Origin of the sequence: Nocardia carnea, assembly GCF_029868325.1 — a bacterium.
Lineage (GTDB): Bacteria > Actinomycetota > Actinomycetes > Mycobacteriales > Mycobacteriaceae > Nocardia > Nocardia carnea_C.
On sequence record NZ_JARWNW010000061.1, the window covers coordinates 1 to 17,609 of the forward strand.

Below are 17,609 nucleotides of genomic sequence, written 5' to 3' on the forward strand. Positions count from 1 at the left end.
CTTGATGATCGGCGGATCGTAATCAACCTTGCCCAGCTTGGTCGCGCCACCGGGCGAACCCAGTTCGTCGAAGAAATCGACATTCGCGTTCACGTAGCCGCTCCACTGATCGGGGGTGTCATCCTCGTAGAAGATCGCCTCCACCGGGTTCGGGGGGCCCCCGGCCCCCCCCCCCCTCCCCCCGTGGTCTCCCGGGGGGCGAAACGCGGTACCGAGGGCGCGGCAACCCATGCGCGTCGGATGCGCGGAGAGCGTAGCGCCTCGGGAAGCCGGCCCGGTCCGGAACTCCGGGGCTCGTCGACGCCCATTCGCTGACCAGGGCGCCCGCACCTCAGAGCTCTTCGCAGGGTGCTTCCATCGCGGCGGCCGGGTCGAACTCCTTCGGCTCCACCATCACGAGCCAGTTCCCGGAGTTGTCCCGGAAAACGGCCTCCACACCGTAGGGCCGCTCCGACGGCGGTTGTACGAAATCCACGCCCTTGGCCGTCAACTCCTTGTAGGCCTGCTGGCAGTCCTTCGTGGTGAGCCCCAGCGAACCGTGGGTGCCGTTGGCCAGCGACCGCCGGATCGCTTCGGCGAGGTTTTCGTCCAGGGGCGGGCCGGGCACCATCAGGGTCACCTCGAGTTCCGGATGGTCCGGTTGGGCCACGGTCACCCAGCGGAAACCGTTGTCGCCCATCTGCACATCGGCGGTCTCCACGAATCCGAGGGTATCGATGTACCAGTTCTTCGCCTCGGTCTGATCGGTCACGTACACCGTGACCAGCGAAATGTTGGTGATGATCGGGGTCATGAGAGGAGCCTAAGCGCGCCGCGAACGCCGTGGCTTCTCCGAAATTGCGGTGTCCGGCCGGCGGTCGGACAACCCGTGCATGAACACATAACAGCCAGGGATCCGCGGCGCGCCGTCGGCGAATTTCGCCTGGTACTCCGACGGTGAAACTCCCACCAGTTCGGTGAACTTGCGCGAGAACGACCCCAGGCTGGTGTACCCGACGAGCAGGCATACCTCGGTCACCGTCGTATTGGTGGCGCGGAACAGGTCCTGGGCCCGCTCGATCCGCCGCTCGGCCAGATACAGTGCCGGCGTGCGGCCGTAGGTCGCGGCGAAACAGCGCAGGAAGTGATACTTCGAGACCCCTGCCGCCGCGGCCATCCCGTCGAGGTCCAGCGGCTGTGCGTATTCGCGGTCGATGAGATCACGCGCCCGGCGCAGATGCGGGAGCAGATCCTCGGGTACCGGCCGCGTTGCCATTGTGGACTACCCGAACGGAACGAGTTCGTCGAAACGCATCGATGCCCGCCCGGCCGTACGCCACGCCCGCGCCGTCAGGTCCAGATCCTCATCGGTGACCAGATTACCCATCACTCGAACGGCGGTGCGCTGCAACAGTTTCGAGCGCATCACCGGCGGTCCGCCCATCGGCACCATCCGCGGGTGGGTGGCCAGCCCGGCGATCCGGCGGGCCACCGAGTAGGTGCGCCCGTATTTGCGGCGCAGCACATCCGGCCACAACCGGGTCAGATCGGGTTCGTCCAGCAGGCCGGCGAGCATATGCCCGCCCTCCAACCCATAGTCGATACCTTCGCCGTTCAGCGGGTTCACACAACCGGCGGCGTCGCCCACCAGCACCCAGTTGCGGCCCGCGATACCGGAGACGGCCCCGCCCATCGGCAGCAGCGCCGAGGACACCGCCCGCAGCGGGCCGGTGAGCTCCCATTCATCGCGGCGCTGCGCGGTGTAGTGCTCCAGCAGGGGTTTCAACGCGATATGCGAGGGCCGCTGCTCGGTCGCCAGCGAACCGACCCCGATATTCACCTGACCGTTGGCGAGCGGGAACACCCAGCCGTAGCCGGGTACCAGTTCGCCCTGCGCGTTACGCAGCTCCAGATGCGAGGTGATCCACTGGTCGTCGCTGCGCCCGGACGCTATATAGGCGCGCGCGGCCACCCCGTACGCGTATTTGCGGTGCCAGGTCCGGCCGAGTTTCTTGCCCACCGGGGAGCGGACACCATCGGCCACGATCAAGGTCTCGCAGCGGATCTCGGCGGTCTGCTCTCCGGTGCGCACCACCACCCCGGCGACCCGGTCACCGTCGCGTACCACGTCGACGACCTTGGTGCCGTCGAACATCCGGGCCCCGGATTTCACGGCAGTTTCGCGGAGTTTGTCGTCCAGTTCGGTACGCGGTATCGCACTGCCGTAGGTCGGGAAGGAACCGGCCGGCCACGGCAGCAGGGCCTCACGGCCGAAGCCGGTCATCCGCAAACCGTGGTTGACGGTATGTGCGCGCACCCATTCACCCAGACCCAGATGTTCGAGCTCCGCGGTGGCGCGCGGGGTCAGCCCGTCCCCGCAGGTCTTGTCACGAGGGAACACCGCGGAATCGAGCAGCAGCACATCGCGACCCGCCCGGGCCGCCCAGGCCGCGGACGCGGAACCGGCGGGCCCGGCACCCACCACCAGCACCTGCACATGTGCGGGCAGCGGCCCCCGGTCGCTATCGGCTGGTGTGGCTTCGGGTGCACCCATGCGGACAATAGTTACAGGCCGCGGTCTGCGATGTCGATGGCGGTACGGTCAATACAGTGACGGTGTTCATGGGCGCTGCGGCATGGACACGCTAGGTTCATCACCGTGGGGTCGGACGCGTCCTTGGGAGAAGGTATGAGCACATCTGCTGTGAGCGAAGCCGGCACGGTGGTGGCGGGGGTGGACCTCGGAGACGCCGCCCTCGCCGCGACAGTGCGCGAGGGTCTCGACCGGGTGGAGGGGTTACTGGTCGAGGAATTGTCGGACGGGGCGTCGTTCCTGCAGGAAGCCGCGCTGCATCTGGCCAGGGCCGGGGGGAAGCGGTTCCGCCCGCTGTTCACCATCTTGACCGGCCAGCTCGGCCCGCGCCCCGACGATCCGGAGCTCATCACCGCGGGCACGGTCGTCGAACTGGTACATCTGGCCACGCTCTACCACGACGATGTGATGGACGAGGCCACCATGCGGCGCGGCGCACCGAGCGTGAATTCGCGCTGGGGTAACAGCGTGGCGATCCTGGCCGGTGACTACCTGTTCGCCCATGCCTCCCGCCTCACCTCCACCCTCGGCCCGGACGCGGTGCGCATCATCGCGGAAACGTTCGCCGAACTGGTCACCGGCCAGATGCGCGAAACCATGGGTGCCCGCGAAGCCGCCGATCCGGTCGCGCACTACCTGAAGGTGGTGTGGGAGAAGACGGGTTCGCTGATCGCGGCCTCCGGCCGCTTCGGCGGTACGTTCTCCGGCGCCGATCTCGACCATGTGGAGCGTCTCGCCCGCCTCGGTGACGCGGTGGGCACCGCCTTCCAGATCTCCGACGACATCATCGATATCTCGTCGGTCTCCGCGCAGTCGGGTAAAACCCCCGGAACGGACCTGCGCGAAGGTGTGCATACGCTTCCGGTCCTATATGCCCTGCGCGAACCCGGCGCCGACGGCGACCGCCTGCGCACCCTGCTGGACCACCCCCTGGAATCGGACGACGAGGTGGCCGAAGCCCTCGAACTGCTCGGCCGTTCCCCGGGCATGACGCAGGCCAAGGAGAAACTGCGGGAGTACAGCGATATCGCTCACGCGGAACTGAAGGCGCTCCCGGCGGGCCCGGCAAACGATGCCCTGGTGCGGCTGGTTCAGTACACGACCGAACGGGTCGGCTGAGCCGTTTCTCGTTGCGTCGGCTGGCGGGGTTATGAAGGGCGAACCTTTTGCATCGGCTGCATTGGACCTTGGAGGCTCGAGCCCGTCACGGGTATTGCCGAACTCGAGTCGCTGCCGGGTGGGGTGGGGATCGGTTCCGCCCGCATTGCCCGGCCGGAAGTGCGGCGTGGGCGCCGGAACTCCGGCGCCGGTTCGGTCGTTGAGCCCGTGTAGCGGTTCTGGCCGAAATTCGCGCGTCTGAGCGCGTCACCTATACAGGAGTGCTATGCACGGGCACGGGTTTGCGAATGGGTTCAAAACGTTCGGGCTCATGGTCGGTCTTTCCGCGCTCATCGTGCTGGCGGGCGCAGCGTTCCGGAACACCACCATTCTGGTGATCGCGGTGGTACTCGCCGTGGCGATGAACGGTTATGCGTATTTCAACAGCGATAAACTCGCGCTGAAAGCGATGCGTGCGCAGCCGGTGAGTGAGCTCGAGGCGCCGGTGATCTATCGCATCGTGCGCGAGCTGGCGACCACCGCGCGGCAACCCGTGCCGCGTCTGTACATAAGTCCTACGAATGCGCCGAATGCGTTCGCGACCGGGCGTAATCCGCGGCATGCGGCGGTGTGCTGTACCAGCGGGATCCTGCAGATTCTGGACGAGCGGGAATTGCGGGCGGTGCTCGGGCACGAACTGTCCCACGTGTACAACCGGGATATTCTGATCTCTTCGGTCGCCGGCGCGATGGCGGCGGTGATATCCGGTCTGGCGAATTTCGCCTATTTCGCGGCCGCGTTCGGTGGTAATCGGGGCGGTTCCGGCCCGAATTTCATCGGAGTGCTGCTGGTATCGCTGCTGGGGCCCATTGCCGCCGGTCTGATCAAACTGGCGGTTTCGCGTTCCCGCGAATATCAGGCCGACGAATCGGGTGCGGAGCTGACCGGCGATCCGCTGGCGCTGGCTTCGGCGCTACGCAAATTGGAGCGCGGGGTACAGGCGGCGCCGCTGCCGCCCGAACCCCGGCTCACCGCACAATCGCATCTCATGATCGCCAACCCGTTCCGGGCCGGTGATCGGATGGCCCGGTTGTTCTCCACACATCCGCCGATGTCCGACCGGATCGCACGGCTGGAACAGATGGCCGGGCGGCGCTGAGCGGTTCTAGCGGTAGTTCACGAACTGCAGCGCAATTCCGAAATCCTCGCCCTTCAGCAGAGAGATCACAGCCTGCAGATCGTCGCGTTTCTTACTGGTCACGCGCAGTTCGTCGCCCTGGATCTGCGCCTTGACGCCCTTCGGGCCTTCGTCGCGGATCTTCTTGGAGATCTTCTTCGCATGTTCGGCGTCGATGCCCTGGATCAGCGAACCGGTGACCTTGTAGGTTTTGCCCGAGGCGACCGGTTCGCCGGCATCGAAGGCTTTGAGGGAGATATCCCGGCGGATCAGCTTCTCCTTGAAAACCTCGAGTGCGGCTTTGACGCGCTCCTCGGATTCGGCGGTGAGCACCACTTTGTCCTCGCCCGACCATTCGATGCCCGCGCCCGTTCCCCGGAAGTCGTAACGCGTGTTCAGTTCCTTCTCGGCCTGATGCAGCGCGTTGTCGACCTCCTGCCGTTCGACCTTGCTGACGATATCGAATGATGAATCGGCCACACTGCGCTCCTGTTCGCTGTTGGATCACCCTGAGTGCTTACGCAAGCTACCTCGTTCGCGAAGTGGCACAGCATGAGCGGGTCGGGCGATCGTGTCGATCGGTCGATCGGGCGATCTGGCCAGCCGGTTTGCGTTCCGGGTGCGGGTTCGTTGTATTCTGCTCAGCGCACTCGAAAAGTGATCGCGAGATCGCCGGGTGCGGTTCCAGGCAGGTTGCCCGAGCGGCCAATGGGAGCAGACTGTAAATCTGTCGGTGAAAGCCTACGTAGGTTCGAATCCTACACCTGCCACCACGAGCCCCCGCCGGTGAAATCCGGCGGGGGCTCTGTCGTTCCCGGGGTCCCCCGACCGTTTCGGTACAACCGAAAAATATGCTCTGACCACCCGGTTTGGTGCTGTCGGCGGTAAGTGTGTACTCTCGTTCAAGTCTTCGAGGCAACGGGCGGGAGATCATCCGGTTCCGCTGCGGAGAAGTCGCGCCCCCTTAGCTCAGTCGGCAGAGCGTTTCCATGGTAAGGAAAAGGTCAACGGTTCGATTCCGTTAGGGGGCTCGCCGGATTGCCGGTGGTGTCCGACTCGGCACTCCAAGCCGCGACGTCGCCGTCGCAGATGGCGCATAAGGCGGTGTAGCTCAGGCGGTAGAGCAAACGACTCATAATCGTTGTGTCGCCGGTTCGAGTCCGGCCATCGCTACCCATACTGATTGACCCTCTGGTTGACCGGAAAGAAGGCATATCGTGGCCGCGAAGTCCACCGATGTCCGGCCAAAGATCACCTTGGCCTGCGAGCAGTGCAAGCATCGCAACTACATCACCAAGAAGAACCGGCGCAATGACCCGGATCGGCTGGAGCTGAAGAAGTTCTGCCCGAACTGCGGTACGCACCGCGCCCATCGCGAATCCCGCTGACCCTTGGCATGTGGCGTCGCCGCTCCGACGGCGGCGCATCGCCTGCCGGGGTGGGCCGGGTGACGCCGATCGATACGATTTGCGGCTTTCGCATCGTCGTGATCGCCGCGCCGTGACGCGCCTGTTCGGCTCGCTACAGCTATTGTTTTCTCCTGGGCGGGCTTTCCGCCCGTTCGCGGCCGGCAATGGGCCGCGGTTCTTGATCGGGCGGCTGTGCGGTCTCCCACTCGGCTACGCCGGCTACCACCTACTGGGCTGACGTCCAGCCGCCAACCAGCATGGGCGAGTCAGGCCTGGAGGCGGTAGCGAAGTGTCACCACGCAGGGCCCTCGCGCATGCTGAATCGACGCAGACTCCGTGCTGCGGGGTCAGATAGGTACAGTCCTCCCGTGACAACGAACACCGGAACAGACGAAGTGGCCACGATGGAAGCGGAGTTCGACCCCGCCGCCCACGCGGCCGCTATGGTCGGGCACCACTATCGCGTGGACGACTACTACGAGGTCGGCCGCGAGAAGGTCCGCGAGTACGCCCGTGCCGTACAGGACAGCCACCCGGTGCACTGGGACGAAGATATCGCGCTGGAGTACGGCTACGACGGTCTGGTCGCTCCGCTGACCTTCATCTCTCTGGTCGGCATCCTGGCGCAGCGCAAACTCTTCGAGACGGTCGTCACCGGCTACGACCTGAGCCAGATCATGCAGACCGACCAGATCCTGGAATTCCACCGCCCGATCCTGGTGGGTGACCGGTTGACCTGCGACGTCTATCTGCATTCGTTCCGTCAGGCCTTCGGCGGCGACATCATCGTCACCAAGAACATCGTCACCGATCAGCACGACGAGGTGGTGCTCACCACCTACACCACCCTGGTCGGCCGTAGTGGCGGTGATATCGATCCCAACCTCAACGATGCGGTGCGCAAGGTCCTGATGCACGGGATGGAAGCCTCCATGCCGGATCACACACCCCGCTCGCATCCTGCCCCGCCGGCCCCGGCGGCGGAAAAGGCCGTGGCCACCCGTTTCGCGCGTGCCTTCGACGAGGTCTCCGTCGGCGACGAGCTGCCGGCCCGGATCGTGCGGCTCACCCGCGGCGATCTGGTGAACTACGCCGGCGTATCCGGCGATGCCAACCCCATCCACTGGAGCGACGAGGTCGTGAAGCTGGTGGATCTGGAGACCTGTGTCGGCCACGGCATGCTCTCCATGGGCTTGGGCGGCGGATTCGTCACGTCCTGGCTGGGCAATCCGGGCGCGGTCAAGGAGTACAACGTCCGGTTCACCAGTCCGGTATTCGTGAGCGCTACCGAACCGGCCGAGGTCGAGTTCACCGGCAAGATCAAGTCCGTCGATCCGGAAACCCGGACCGCGGTGATCGCCATCGTGGCCAAATCCGGTGGACGCAAGATTTTCGGCCGGGCCACAGCAACCGTCCAGTTGTCCTGACCTGGTCGAGCGCCCCTGATTGGCTTCCGTAGCCAGCCGTGCCGTACACTCGGGTTTCTGGGGTCACCAGCCGATGCGCGCTGCTCTGCAAGGCTGGTTCCAGGCGGGGTTCTCGAGCATCGGCCGCACCGGCTGAGTAGGCTCGGGTCAACCGGTCAACCGGTCCCGCCGACGGGGCCGGCATCTGCCGGAGCGGCGCGCGTGTTGTGTGACCACAGCACCGATAACTGAATACCGCAGTGTGGCCGGATCGCACGCAAGTGTCCGGTTCGGCCGAAGGGGCGTAGCTCAAATGGCAGAGCAGCGGTCTCCAAAACCGCAGGTTGCAGGTTCAAGTCCTGTCGCCCCTGCCCAGGATTCCCGGCGATGAGAGAGGATCGACGTGACCGACGAGCGGGATGACACCGCCGCCGCGCAGCGGCCGAGCGGAAAGCGCTCCGCTCGGCGGGGTCGGTCCGCCACGTCGGGCGCGTCCGATACCGGTTCGATCGCGACCATCGATCGGGCGGCGCGTAAGGACGAGAAGAAGTCCGGCCGAGCCGATCGGGAGCGGCCCCGGAATCCGTTCAAGCGTTTGTTCAAGTTCCTGCGTGAGGTGATCGCGGAACTGCGGAAGGTTATCTGGCCCAACCGGAAGCAGATGATCACCTATACGACCGTTGTTCTGGTGTTCGTGATCTTCATGGTCGCGTTCATCAGCGGGTTGGATCTGGCGTTCATCAAGGGTGTCGACTGGTTGTTCGGCTAGCCAGGCGATATCGGCGCCGGTGCCCCGATCCGCGCCCGCGGGCCGGACGCCAGACAAGACCGCCGCGCCCGAACCCGGCACGCAGAGGATGCACGTGACGACACAGGAAGCGAGTGCCCAGTGAGCACCCCGGAGAACGACACCACCGACGAGTTCCCGGTCGACGATCAGACGGCCGAGGAGGCCGCTGTACACGTCGAGGAGCCGGCGTCCGACGCCGCGCCCGAGGCTGCCGACGAAGTCGCACCCGCATCCGCCGAGGAAGACGAGCCGGATCCGGTCGAGCAGATGAAGGCCGTGCTGCGGCGTGCTCCCGGCGACTGGTACGTCATCCACTCCTACGCCGGCTACGAGAACAAGGTGAAGACCAACCTCGAGACCCGTGTGCAGAACCTGGATCTGGAGGATTACATCTTCCAGGTCGAGGTGCCCACGGAAGAGGTCACCGAGATCAAGAACGGTCAGCGTAAGAGCGTCAACCGCAAGGTGCTGCCGGGCTACATCCTGGTCCGGATGGATCTGAACGACGAATCCTGGGGTGCGGTGCGTAACACCCCCGGCGTCACCGGGTTCGTCGGTGCCACCTCGCGTCCTTCGCCGCTGACCATCAACGAAGTGGTGAAATTCCTGGTCCCGGCCTCCCAGCAGAAGAAGGCGCCCGCGCCCGCTGCCGCCGCGGCCTCTCCGGAAACCGCCGGCGAGACCCCGGCCAAACCGGCCATCGAGGTCGATTTCGAGGTCGGCGAATCGGTCACGGTGATGGACGGTCCGTTCGCGACGCTGCCCGCCACCATCTCCGAGGTCAATGCCGAACAGCAGAAGCTCAAGGTGCTGGTCTCGATCTTCGGTCGCGAGACGCCGGTCGAGCTGGAATTCACCAAGGTCGCCAAGATCTAGCGGCGGCGCCTGTGCCTCCCGGGGCGGTTGTGTCCCGGGCCGGACCTTGCAGAGCGCAAGGAACACCACACAACTAGGAAAGAAAGATGCCCCCCAAGAAGAAGAAGCTCGCCGGGATCATCAAGCTTCAGATCCAGGCCGGCCAGGCGAATCCGGCTCCGCCGGTGGGCCCGGCGCTCGGCCAGCACGGCGTCAACATCATGGAGTTCTGCAAGGCCTACAACGCCGCGACCGAATCGCAGCGCGGCAATGTGGTGCCGGTCGAGATCTCGGTGTACGAGGATCGGTCCTTCGACTTCAAGCTGAAGACCCCGCCTGCCGCCAAGCTGCTGCTGAAGGCTGCCGGTGTGCAGAAGGGCTCGGCCGAGCCGCATCGCAACAAGGTCGCCACGGTGACCATGGATCAGGTGCGCGAGATCGCCAAGACCAAGCAGGAAGATCTGAACGCCAACGATATCGATCAGGCGGCCAAGATCATCGCCGGAACCGCGCGCTCGATGGGTATCACTGTCGAAGGCTGAGGATCGATGATCCTGCATTCGGTGGGAGGGCCGGCCAGGCCCGATAACCACAGCTGAACCACGGACAAGGACAGAGAAACATGGCAAAACGAAGCAAGGCGTATCTCGCCGCGGCCGAGAAGGTCGATCGCGACAAGCTGTACTCCCCGCTGGCCGCCGCGCGGCTGGCCAAGGAGACCGCCACCACCAAGACCGATGCGACCGTCGAGGTCGCCGTGCGGCTCGGTGTGGATCCCCGTAAGGCCGATCAGATGGTGCGCGGCACGGTGAACCTGCCGCACGGCACCGGTAAAACCGCCCGCGTCATCGTGTTCGCGGCCGGTGAGAAGGCCGCCGAGGCCGAAGCTGCCGGTGCGGACGCCGTCGGCGCCGAGGATCTGATCGAGCGGATCCAGGGCGGCTGGCTGGACTTCGACGCCGCGATCGCCACCCCCGACCAGATGGCCAAGGTCGGCCGGATCGCGCGTGTCCTGGGCCCGCGCGGTCTGATGCCGAACCCGAAGACAGGTACGGTCACCACCGATGTGACCAAGGCGGTCAACGACATCAAGGGCGGCAAGATCAACTTCCGCGTAGACAAGCAGGCCAACCTGCACTTCGTCATCGGCAAGGCGTCCTTCGACGACAACAAGCTGGTGGAGAACTACGGCGCCGCGCTGGACGAGATCCTGCGTGCCAAGCCGTCGACGGCCAAGGGGCGTTACGTCAAGAAGGTGACGGTTTCGACGAACACCGGACCGGGCATCCCGGTGGACCCGAACCGCACCCGCAACCTCCTCGACGAGGACGCGACCGCGTAAGGCGCACGGCAAGTACATCGGTAGCGGTGGGAACGGGACAACCGTTCCCACCGCTACCGTCGTTTCGGCGCCTTCGAATGGGCCGTTTTGCCAGGACAGGGCCTCAGCAGGTACGCTTATCCAGGTTGTCGACCAGTTCGACACCACCCAATCTGTTCTACCGAAGACCGTAGGTCTGCCGATCCCGTACGGAATCGGCCGAAGGTCCGGCGAGAGTGCCGGCGGCCCACGCAGGGAGAGCCGAGGCCGGTAGTGAGCACAGGATTTCGCTGTGCCGGATACTTTTTCGCGCCCCGGAACGCTCTGCGTTCGGGGCGCTTGTTCTTTCGCCGGCCCCTGATGCGGTAGGGCAATCCCGAACCGACATCAGAGAGGAGGCGAAGTATGGCGAAACCCGAGAAGGTTACCGCGGTCGCGGAGATCACTGAGCAGTTCAAGGGCTCGACGGCAGCAGTTATCACGGAATACCGTGGCCTGTCCGTCGGTGCCCTCACCGAACTGCGCCGTGCGCTCGGTGCCGACACCACGTACTCCGTCGCCAAAAACACCCTGGTGAAGCGCGCTGCGGCCGAGGCCGGTGTGGAGGGCCTGGACGATCTGTTCGTCGGACCCACCGCGATCGCGTTCATCTCCGGTGAACCCGTCGAGGCGGCCAAGGCGCTCAAGACCTTCGCCAAGGATCACAAGGCGCTGGTCATCAAGGGCGGCTACATGGACGGTGCGCCGCTGTCCGTGTCCGAGGTCGAGCGGATCGCCGATCTGGAGTCCCGCGAGGTCCTGCTGGCCAAGCTGGCCGGTGCCATGAAGGGCAACCTGGCCAAGGCCGCCGGTCTCTTCAATGCTCCCGCTTCGCAGGTGGCCCGCCTGGCCGCCGCGCTGCAGGACAAGAAGCAGGCCACCGGCGGCGAAGCCGCCGCAGAGTAAACAGCCGGCGACTCCGCTGAGGTCCGCATTTTCCGCGGAACGGTCGATCACGGCTCGCCCGCACAGACATTCACTATCGAAAGGAAACAACAATGGCCAACGTTGACGAGCTGCTCGAAACCTTCGGCAGCATGACCCTGCTCGAGCTGTCGGACTTCGTCAAGAAGTTCGAGGAGAAGTTCGAGGTCACCGCCGCTGCTCCGGTTGCCGTCGCGGCCGCCGGTGCCGCCCCGGCCGCCGCCGAGGCCGCCGAGGAGCAGGACGAGTTCGACGTCATCCTCGAGAGTGCCGGCGATAAGAAGATCCAGGTCATCAAGGTGGTCCGCGAGATCGTTTCCGGCCTGGGCCTGAAGGAAGCCAAGGACCTCGTCGAGGGTGCCCCGAAGCCGATCCTGGAGAAGGTGGCCAAGGAAGCCGCCGACGCTGCCAAGGAGAAGCTGGAAGGCGCCGGCGCCAAGGTTTCGGTCAAGTAATTCCGAGCTGTGGCTACTGAGCGTGGGCGAGGGCCCTGCGTGGTGGCGCTTCGCTGCCGCCTCCGGTCCTGACCGGTCCACGCTGCAGCATCGAAAAATGGGCGGTTCCTGCGGGAGCCGCCCATTTTTTTGGTTGCTGGTTAACCGCGATTCTGCGGTGTGGGGACCTCCGGCGATGGTTACTCTTCAGTCAGGTCGGGTGTGTTACCGCGGTCCCATGAGTTACAGTGGCCGGACCCACTGTGACGTGACGCACCGCTACCGGGTCAGCGGTGCAAAGTGGGTAGCTCGCTGAGAAATGTGGAGGTTGGCGTGGGCGTCGAGGTCAGGACCGAGGGTGCAACCAAGTCGTTCGGTTCACAGCGGATTTGGCAGGACGTTTCTCTTACCCTGCCTGCCGGTGAGGTCAGCGCGCTGCTGGGCCCGTCGGGTACCGGTAAGTCCGTATTCCTGAAATCGCTCATCGGCCTGCTGCGGCCGGAGCGCGGATCCATTTACATCGGTGATACCGATATCACCACCTGCTCGAACAAGGAGCTCTACGAGATTCGCAAACTGTTCGGCGTGCTGTTCCAGGACGGCGCGTTGTTCGGTTCGATGAATCTCTTCGACAATGTGGCCTTCCCGCTGCGCGAGCACACCAAGAAATCGGAGTCCGAGGTCCGCAAGATCGTCATGGAGAAGCTGGAAATGACCGGCCTCCTCGGCGCCGAGGGCAAACTGCCCGGCGAGATCTCCGGTGGTATGCGTAAACGTGCCGGTCTGGCGCGTGCGCTGGTGCTCGATCCGCAGATCATCCTGGTCGACGAGCCCGACTCGGGCCTGGATCCGGTGCGTACCTCATATCTCAGCCAGTTGCTGATCAATATCAACGCCCAGATCGACGCCACGATCCTGATCGTGACGCACAACATCAACCTGGCGCGGACGGTGCCCGACAACATCGGCATGCTCTTCCGCCGCCAGCTCGTGATGTTCGGCCCCCGTGAGGTGTTGCTGACCAGCGATGAGCCGGTGGTGAAGCAGTTCCTCAACGGCCGCATGATCGGGCCCATCGGTATGTCCGAGGAGAAGGACGAGGCTCAGATGGCGCGGGAGCAGGCGCTCGTGGACGCCGGGCACCATCACGGCGGAGCCGAAGAGGTCGAAGGCATCATTCCGCAGATGAAGGCGGAGCCGGGTATGCCGGTACGGCAGGCCGTCCAGCGGCGGAAGAACCGGGTGCGCGAGATCATGCACACCCTGCCGCACGCCGCGCAGTCCGCCATCCGTGAATCGCTCGACGAGGCGGACGAGACGATGGTCATGTCCTACAACTCCGGGCAGCAGCTCGGCGCGGGTGATCAAGGTAACGATTTCCCGGGCTCGGACTTCGACACGATGCAGTATCCCAAGGTCTGATCAGCTCGCTGGCGAGAAGCAGCGCGTCGGGTTTCGCACCCGGCGCGCTGTTCGTTTTCCTCGCCCGGGCGACGCGCCCGCGCCGCCGCCGGCTCGTTCCGGGCCGTTGCCGCTGATCTTGTAGTGCGACAGGCGATCCGGCAGAGCACCAGGTCGGCACGGGCACTTGACGAGTTTCGCCGGACCAGTCACGCTATTGGAGGCAGCATGAGTTGCCTCGGTAGTGCACGACCACCCATGCCGAATCGCCTACCTCGGCGGCCCGGCCGTGGCCCGGAACGCAGCCAGCGAAACCGGCCCGGCGCGTCAGCCGCGCAGCGGTTCGTGGGGGTGGTACTTTGACACCTCCGTATAGGTAGGTGTAGGTTTGGACGTTGCGCTGGCTGCCTCCTGTCCATACCTTGATCGCACTACGAAAGTTCCACCCTTCCGGTGTTGCTTCCGTTGTTTGCTGTTCGAGTCTCGTTCGGGTCGTGACCAGCGAGAATCCCAAAATGTAGCAGACAAGCGACGGTCGCGGACCACCACGCGACGCGCGTGAGGTGCTGGAAGGACGCATCTTGGCAGTCTCCACCCAGACAAGCGCCAATACGAAGCTGGGAGTTTCCGGAGGTATCCCCGGGGCTCCGTTGCGGGTGTCTTTCGCGAAGCTCCGGGAGCCGCTGGAGGTGCCCGGACTTCTCGATCTACAAACGGAATCTTTCGCCTGGCTGGTCGGCACGCCGGAATGGCGTGAGCGCGCAGCCGCTCGCGGCGACGGCGGGCTGGTCGGCGGGCTCGAAGAAGTCCTCGAGGAGCTCTCTCCGATCGAGGATTTCTCGGGCTCGATGTCCCTGTCCTTCTCCGACCCACGCTTCGAAGAGGTCAAGGCCTCTCTCGACGAGTGCAAAGACAAGGACATGACCTACGCGGCGCCGTTGTTCGTCACCGCGGAGTTCATCAACAACAACACCGGCGAGATCAAGAGCCAGACGGTCTTCATGGGTGATTTCCCGATGATGACCGATAAGGGCACCTTCGTCATCAACGGCACCGAGCGCGTCGTGGTGTCCCAGCTGGTCCGTTCGCCGGGTGTCTACTTCGACCAGTCGGTCGACAAGAGCACCGAAAAGGATCTGCACAGCGTCCGGGTCATCCCGAGCCGCGGCGCCTGGCTGGAGTTCGATGTCGACAAGCGCGATACCGTCGGTGTGCGAATCGACCGTAAGCGCCGCCAGCCGGTCACCGTCCTGCTCAAGGCCCTCGGCTGGACCAACGAGGAGATCGCCGAGCGTTTCGGCTTCTCCGAGATCATGATGTCCACCCTGGAGAAGGACAACACCGCCGGCCAGGACGAGGCACTGCTCGATATCTACCGGAAACTGCGTCCGGGCGAGCCGCCGACCAAGGAATCCGCGCAGACCCTCCTCGAGAATCTGTTCTTCAAGGAGAAGCGCTATGACCTGGCCCGGGTCGGCCGGTACAAGGTCAACAAGAAGCTGGGCGTGAACGCCGGCGTCCCGGTGACCGGTTCGGTGCTGACCAAGGACGATATCGTCGCCATCATCGAATACCTGGTGCGTCTGCACCAGGGGGATCGCACGATGACTGTCCCCGGCGGCGTCGAGGTCCCGGTCGAGGTCGACGATATCGATCACTTCGGCAATCGTCGTATCCGTACCGTCGGTGAACTGATCCAGAACCAGATCCGCGTGGGCCTGTCCCGGATGGAACGCGTCGTGCGTGAGCGCATGACCACCCAGGACGTCGAGGCCATCACGCCGCAGACCTTGATCAACATCCGTCCCGTCGTGGCGGCGATCAAGGAGTTCTTCGGCACCTCGCAGCTGTCGCAGTTCATGGACCAGAACAACCCGCTGTCCGGCCTGACCCACAAGCGCCGCCTCAACGCGCTGGGCCCGGGTGGTCTGTCGCGTGAACGCGCAGGCCTCGAGGTCCGCGACGTTCACCCGTCTCATTACGGCCGCATGTGCCCGATCGAGACCCCGGAAGGCCCGAACATCGGCCTGATCGGCTCGCTCGCGGTGTATGCGCGGGTCAACCCGTTCGGCTTCATCGAGACGCCGTATCGGAAAGTCATCGACGGCGTGGTCACCGACGAGGTCGTGTACCTGACCGCCGACGAAGAGGACCGGCACACCCGTGCCCAGGCCAATTCGGTGGTCGGCGCCGACGGGCGGTTCGTCGAGGATCGCATCCTGGCCCGTAAGGGCAACGAGGAGATGGAGTTCGTCTCCCCGGCCGAGGTCGACTACATGGATGTCTCGCCGCGCCAGATGGTGTCGGTGGCGACCGCCATGATCCCGTTCCTCGAACACGACGACGCCAACCGTGCCCTCATGGGCGCGAACATGCAGCGTCAGGCCGTACCGCTGATCCGTTCCGAGGCGCCCGTGGTGGGCACCGGCATGGAGCTGCGTGCCGCGGTCGACGCCGGCGATGTGGTCGTGAACGAGAAGCCCGGTGTGGTGGAGGAGGTCTCCGCCGACTACATCACCGTCATGCACGACGACGGCACCCGCCGCAGCTACCGGATGCGTAAGTTCGCCCGCTCCAACCAGGGCACCTGCGCCAACCAGCGGCCGATCGTGGACGAGGGGCAGCGGGTCGAGTTCGGCCAGGTCCTGGCCGACGGGCCGTGCACCGAGAACGGTGAGATGGCGCTGGGCAAGAACCTGCTCGTCGCGATCATGCCGTGGGAAGGCCACAACTACGAGGACGCGATCATCCTGTCGCAGCGCCTCGTGGAGGACGATGTCCTCACCTCGATCCATATCGAAGAGCACGAGATCGACGCCCGCGATACCAAGCTGGGCGCCGAGGAGATCACCCGGGACATCCCGAACGTCTCCGACGAGGTGCTGGCCGATCTGGACGAGCGGGGCATCGTACGTATCGGTGCGGAGGTCCGCGACGGCGATATCTTGGTCGGCAAGGTCACCCCGAAGGGTGAAACCGAGCTGACCCCCGAGGAGCGGCTGCTGCGCGCGATCTTCGGTGAGAAGGCGCGCGAGGTGCGCGATACCTCGCTGAAGGTGCCGCACGGTGAATCCGGCAAGGTCATCGGTATCCGCGTGTTCTCCCGTGAGGACGACGACGATCTGCCTCCGGGCGTGAACGAGCTGGTCCGGGTGTACGTCGCGCAGAAGCGCAAGATCCAGGACGGCGACAAACTGGCCGGCCGCCACGGCAACAAGGGTGTTATCGGCAAGATCCTGCCGACCGAGGATATGCCGTTCCTGCCGGACGGCACCCCGGTCGACATCATCCTGAACACCCACGGTGTGCCGCGTCGTATGAATATCGGCCAGATCCTGGAAACCCACCTCGGCTGGATCGGTAAGGCGGGCTGGAAGGTCGATATCGCCGCCGACGGCACCCGCCCGGATTGGGCGCAGGCGCTGCCCGAGCAGATGCTGGGTGCCCCGGCCGACTCCAATATCGCCACCCCGGTCTTCGACGGTGCGCGTGAAGAGGAGCTGACCGGTCTGCTCGCCTCGACCCTGCCCAACCGTGACGGTGAGCGCATGGTCAACGACGACGGTAAGGCGATGCTGTTCGACGGCCGGTCCGGCGAACCGTTCCCGTACCCGGTGGCCGTCGGCTATATGTACATCCTGAAGCTGCACCACCTGGTCGACGACAAGATCCACGCCCGCTCGACCGGCCCGTACTCGATGATCACGCAGCAGCCGCTGGGTGGTAAGGCGCAGTTCGGTGGTCAGCGTTTCGGCGAAATGGAATGCTGGGCCATGCAGGCCTACGGCGCCGCCTACACCCTGCAGGAACTGCTGACCATCAAGTCCGACGACGTGGTGGGCCGGGTGAAGGTCTACGAGGCGATCGTCAAGGGCGAGAACATTCCGGAGCCGGGCATTCCGGAATCGTTCAAGGTTCTGCTCAAGGAACTCCAGTCGCTGTGCCTCAATGTCGAGGTGCTGTCCTCCGACGGCGCCGCGATCGAGATGCGCGACGGCGACGACGAGGATCTGGAGCGGGCGGCGGCCAACCTGGGCATCAACCTGTCCCGGAACGAAGCGGCCACCGTCGACGATCTGGCGAACTAGGGCGTTGGCCGGGTGCCGTACCGGATTACGGCTCGGCACCCGGCCACCGCGTTCGAACTCCACTAGAGAACTTTTGCTCGTATTCGACCCGCACA

16 protein-coding genes, 4 tRNA genes and 1 pseudogene are annotated in these 17,609 nt (G+C 64.9%); 16 read left to right on the forward strand and 5 right to left on the reverse strand.

The genetic code is table 11. The features are described 5' to 3' along the window. The 4 genes and pseudogenes from QH196_RS03420 to QH196_RS03435 all read right to left on the reverse strand — a co-directional run. Nucleotides 1-168 (reverse strand): annotated as a pseudogene (locus QH196_RS03420) (ferredoxin); the annotation flags it as partial. A 163-nt stretch (nt 169-331) separates the two neighbouring features. Continuing rightward, the gene (locus tag QH196_RS03425) at nt 332-784 is read right to left on the reverse strand and encodes a VOC family protein (protein WP_280414297.1); all 453 of its coding nucleotides are present in this window, start codon (nt 782-784) and stop codon (nt 332-334) included. A gap of 18 nt (nt 785-802) precedes the next feature. Beyond that, nucleotides 803-1,255 carry a helix-turn-helix transcriptional regulator gene (locus QH196_RS03430; protein ID WP_280414275.1) on the reverse strand — a complete coding sequence of 151 codons (453 nt, stop codon included), beginning with the start codon at nt 1,253-1,255 and terminating at the stop codon, nt 803-805. Between the two features lie 6 nt (nt 1,256-1,261). Continuing rightward, entirely contained in the window at nt 1,262-2,533 is a 1,272-nt protein-coding gene (locus QH196_RS03435; protein WP_280414276.1) for a geranylgeranyl reductase family protein, read from the reverse strand. A 135-nt stretch (nt 2,534-2,668) separates the two neighbouring features. On the opposite strand from QH196_RS03435, the gene QH196_RS03440 reads away from it, so the two are divergent. Together QH196_RS03440 and htpX are read left to right on the forward strand one after the other, a co-directional pair. Further along, nucleotides 2,669-3,691, forward strand: coding sequence for a polyprenyl synthetase family protein (locus tag QH196_RS03440; RefSeq protein WP_280414277.1), 1,023 nt, complete (start codon nt 2,669-2,671; stop codon nt 3,689-3,691). A 265-nt stretch (nt 3,692-3,956) separates the two neighbouring features. Further along, nucleotides 3,957-4,829, forward strand: coding sequence for a zinc metalloprotease HtpX (gene htpX / locus QH196_RS03445; protein ID WP_280414278.1), 873 nt, complete (start codon nt 3,957-3,959; stop codon nt 4,827-4,829). Nucleotides 4,830-4,835: 6 nt separating this feature from the next. Here the strand turns inward: htpX and QH196_RS03450 are convergent, their stop codons facing one another. After that, complete coding sequence (locus tag QH196_RS03450; RefSeq protein ID WP_280414279.1) at nt 4,836-5,327, reverse strand: YajQ family cyclic di-GMP-binding protein; 492 nt, start codon at nt 5,325-5,327, stop codon at nt 4,836-4,838. Nucleotides 5,328-5,534: 207 nt separating this feature from the next. On the opposite strand from QH196_RS03450, the gene QH196_RS03455 reads away from it, so the two are divergent. The 14 genes from QH196_RS03455 to QH196_RS03520 all read left to right on the forward strand — a co-directional run bounded on the left by QH196_RS03455 (nt 5,535) and on the right by QH196_RS03520 (nt 17,514). Beyond that, nucleotides 5,535-5,620, forward strand: a tRNA-Tyr gene (locus QH196_RS03455). A gap of 185 nt (nt 5,621-5,805) precedes the next feature. Next, nucleotides 5,806-5,878 (forward strand) — tRNA-Thr (locus QH196_RS03460). A gap of 69 nt (nt 5,879-5,947) precedes the next feature. Next, nucleotides 5,948-6,020, forward strand: a tRNA-Met gene (locus QH196_RS03465). A gap of 44 nt (nt 6,021-6,064) precedes the next feature. Next, nucleotides 6,065-6,235 (forward strand): 50S ribosomal protein L33, encoded by a 171-nt coding sequence (gene rpmG / locus QH196_RS03470; RefSeq protein WP_011211653.1) that lies wholly within the window; start codon nt 6,065-6,067, stop codon nt 6,233-6,235. A gap of 425 nt (nt 6,236-6,660) precedes the next feature. Continuing rightward, nucleotides 6,661-7,683 carry a fused (3R)-hydroxyacyl-ACP dehydratase subunits HadA/HadB gene (locus QH196_RS03475; RefSeq protein WP_280414298.1) on the forward strand — a complete coding sequence of 341 codons (1,023 nt, stop codon included), beginning with the start codon at nt 6,661-6,663 and terminating at the stop codon, nt 7,681-7,683. A 277-nt stretch (nt 7,684-7,960) separates the two neighbouring features. Beyond that, nucleotides 7,961-8,033: transfer RNA gene (locus tag QH196_RS03480), tRNA-Trp, on the forward strand. A gap of 32 nt (nt 8,034-8,065) precedes the next feature. Continuing rightward, on the forward strand, nt 8,066-8,431 hold the full coding sequence (gene secE / locus QH196_RS03485) for a preprotein translocase subunit SecE (RefSeq protein ID WP_348538041.1): 366 nt from the start codon (nt 8,066-8,068) through the stop codon (nt 8,429-8,431). 120 nt (nt 8,432-8,551) lie between these two features. Further along, complete coding sequence (gene nusG / locus QH196_RS03490) at nt 8,552-9,328, forward strand: transcription termination/antitermination protein NusG (RefSeq protein ID WP_280414280.1); 777 nt, start codon at nt 8,552-8,554, stop codon at nt 9,326-9,328. Nucleotides 9,329-9,414: 86 nt separating this feature from the next. Then, nucleotides 9,415-9,849, forward strand: coding sequence for a 50S ribosomal protein L11 (gene rplK / locus QH196_RS03495; protein ID WP_195058566.1), 435 nt, complete (start codon nt 9,415-9,417; stop codon nt 9,847-9,849). Nucleotides 9,850-9,929: 80 nt separating this feature from the next. Continuing rightward, nucleotides 9,930-10,649, forward strand: coding sequence for a 50S ribosomal protein L1 (gene rplA / locus QH196_RS03500; protein WP_280414281.1), 720 nt, complete (start codon nt 9,930-9,932; stop codon nt 10,647-10,649). Nucleotides 10,650-11,033: 384 nt separating this feature from the next. Beyond that, entirely contained in the window at nt 11,034-11,573 is a 540-nt protein-coding gene (rplJ, locus tag QH196_RS03505; protein ID WP_062978060.1) for a 50S ribosomal protein L10, read from the forward strand. 92 nt (nt 11,574-11,665) lie between these two features. Continuing rightward, the gene (gene rplL, locus QH196_RS03510; protein ID WP_280414282.1) at nt 11,666-12,046 is read left to right on the forward strand and encodes a 50S ribosomal protein L7/L12; all 381 of its coding nucleotides are present in this window, start codon (nt 11,666-11,668) and stop codon (nt 12,044-12,046) included. A gap of 312 nt (nt 12,047-12,358) precedes the next feature. Continuing rightward, nucleotides 12,359-13,447, forward strand: coding sequence for an ABC transporter ATP-binding protein (locus tag QH196_RS03515; RefSeq protein WP_280414283.1), 1,089 nt, complete (start codon nt 12,359-12,361; stop codon nt 13,445-13,447). A gap of 542 nt (nt 13,448-13,989) precedes the next feature. Next, entirely contained in the window at nt 13,990-17,514 is a 3,525-nt protein-coding gene (locus tag QH196_RS03520) for a DNA-directed RNA polymerase subunit beta (RefSeq protein WP_280414284.1), read from the forward strand. Nucleotides 17,515-17,609 lie beyond the last annotated feature (95 nt).

Bases quoted from the DNA above. Each gene is read 5' to 3' on its own strand.
- QH196_RS03430 (WP_280414275.1), bottom strand. From the start codon at position 1,255: ATGGCAACGCGGCCGGTACCCGAGGATCTGCTCCCGCATCTGCGCCGG.
- QH196_RS03435 (WP_280414276.1), bottom strand. From the start codon at position 2,533: ATGGGTGCACCCGAAGCCACACCAGCCGATAGCGACCGGGGGCCGCTG.
- QH196_RS03440 (WP_280414277.1), top strand. From the start codon at position 2,669: ATGAGCACATCTGCTGTGAGCGAAGCCGGCACGGTGGTGGCGGGGGTG.
- htpX (WP_280414278.1), top strand. From the start codon at position 3,957: ATGCACGGGCACGGGTTTGCGAATGGGTTCAAAACGTTCGGGCTCATG.
- QH196_RS03475 (WP_280414298.1), top strand. From the start codon at position 6,661: ATGGAAGCGGAGTTCGACCCCGCCGCCCACGCGGCCGCTATGGTCGGG.
- rplK (WP_195058566.1), top strand. From the start codon at position 9,415: ATGCCCCCCAAGAAGAAGAAGCTCGCCGGGATCATCAAGCTTCAGATC.
- rplA (WP_280414281.1), top strand. From the start codon at position 9,930: ATGGCAAAACGAAGCAAGGCGTATCTCGCCGCGGCCGAGAAGGTCGAT.
- rplJ (WP_062978060.1), top strand. From the start codon at position 11,034: ATGGCGAAACCCGAGAAGGTTACCGCGGTCGCGGAGATCACTGAGCAG.
- rplL (WP_280414282.1), top strand. From the start codon at position 11,666: ATGGCCAACGTTGACGAGCTGCTCGAAACCTTCGGCAGCATGACCCTG.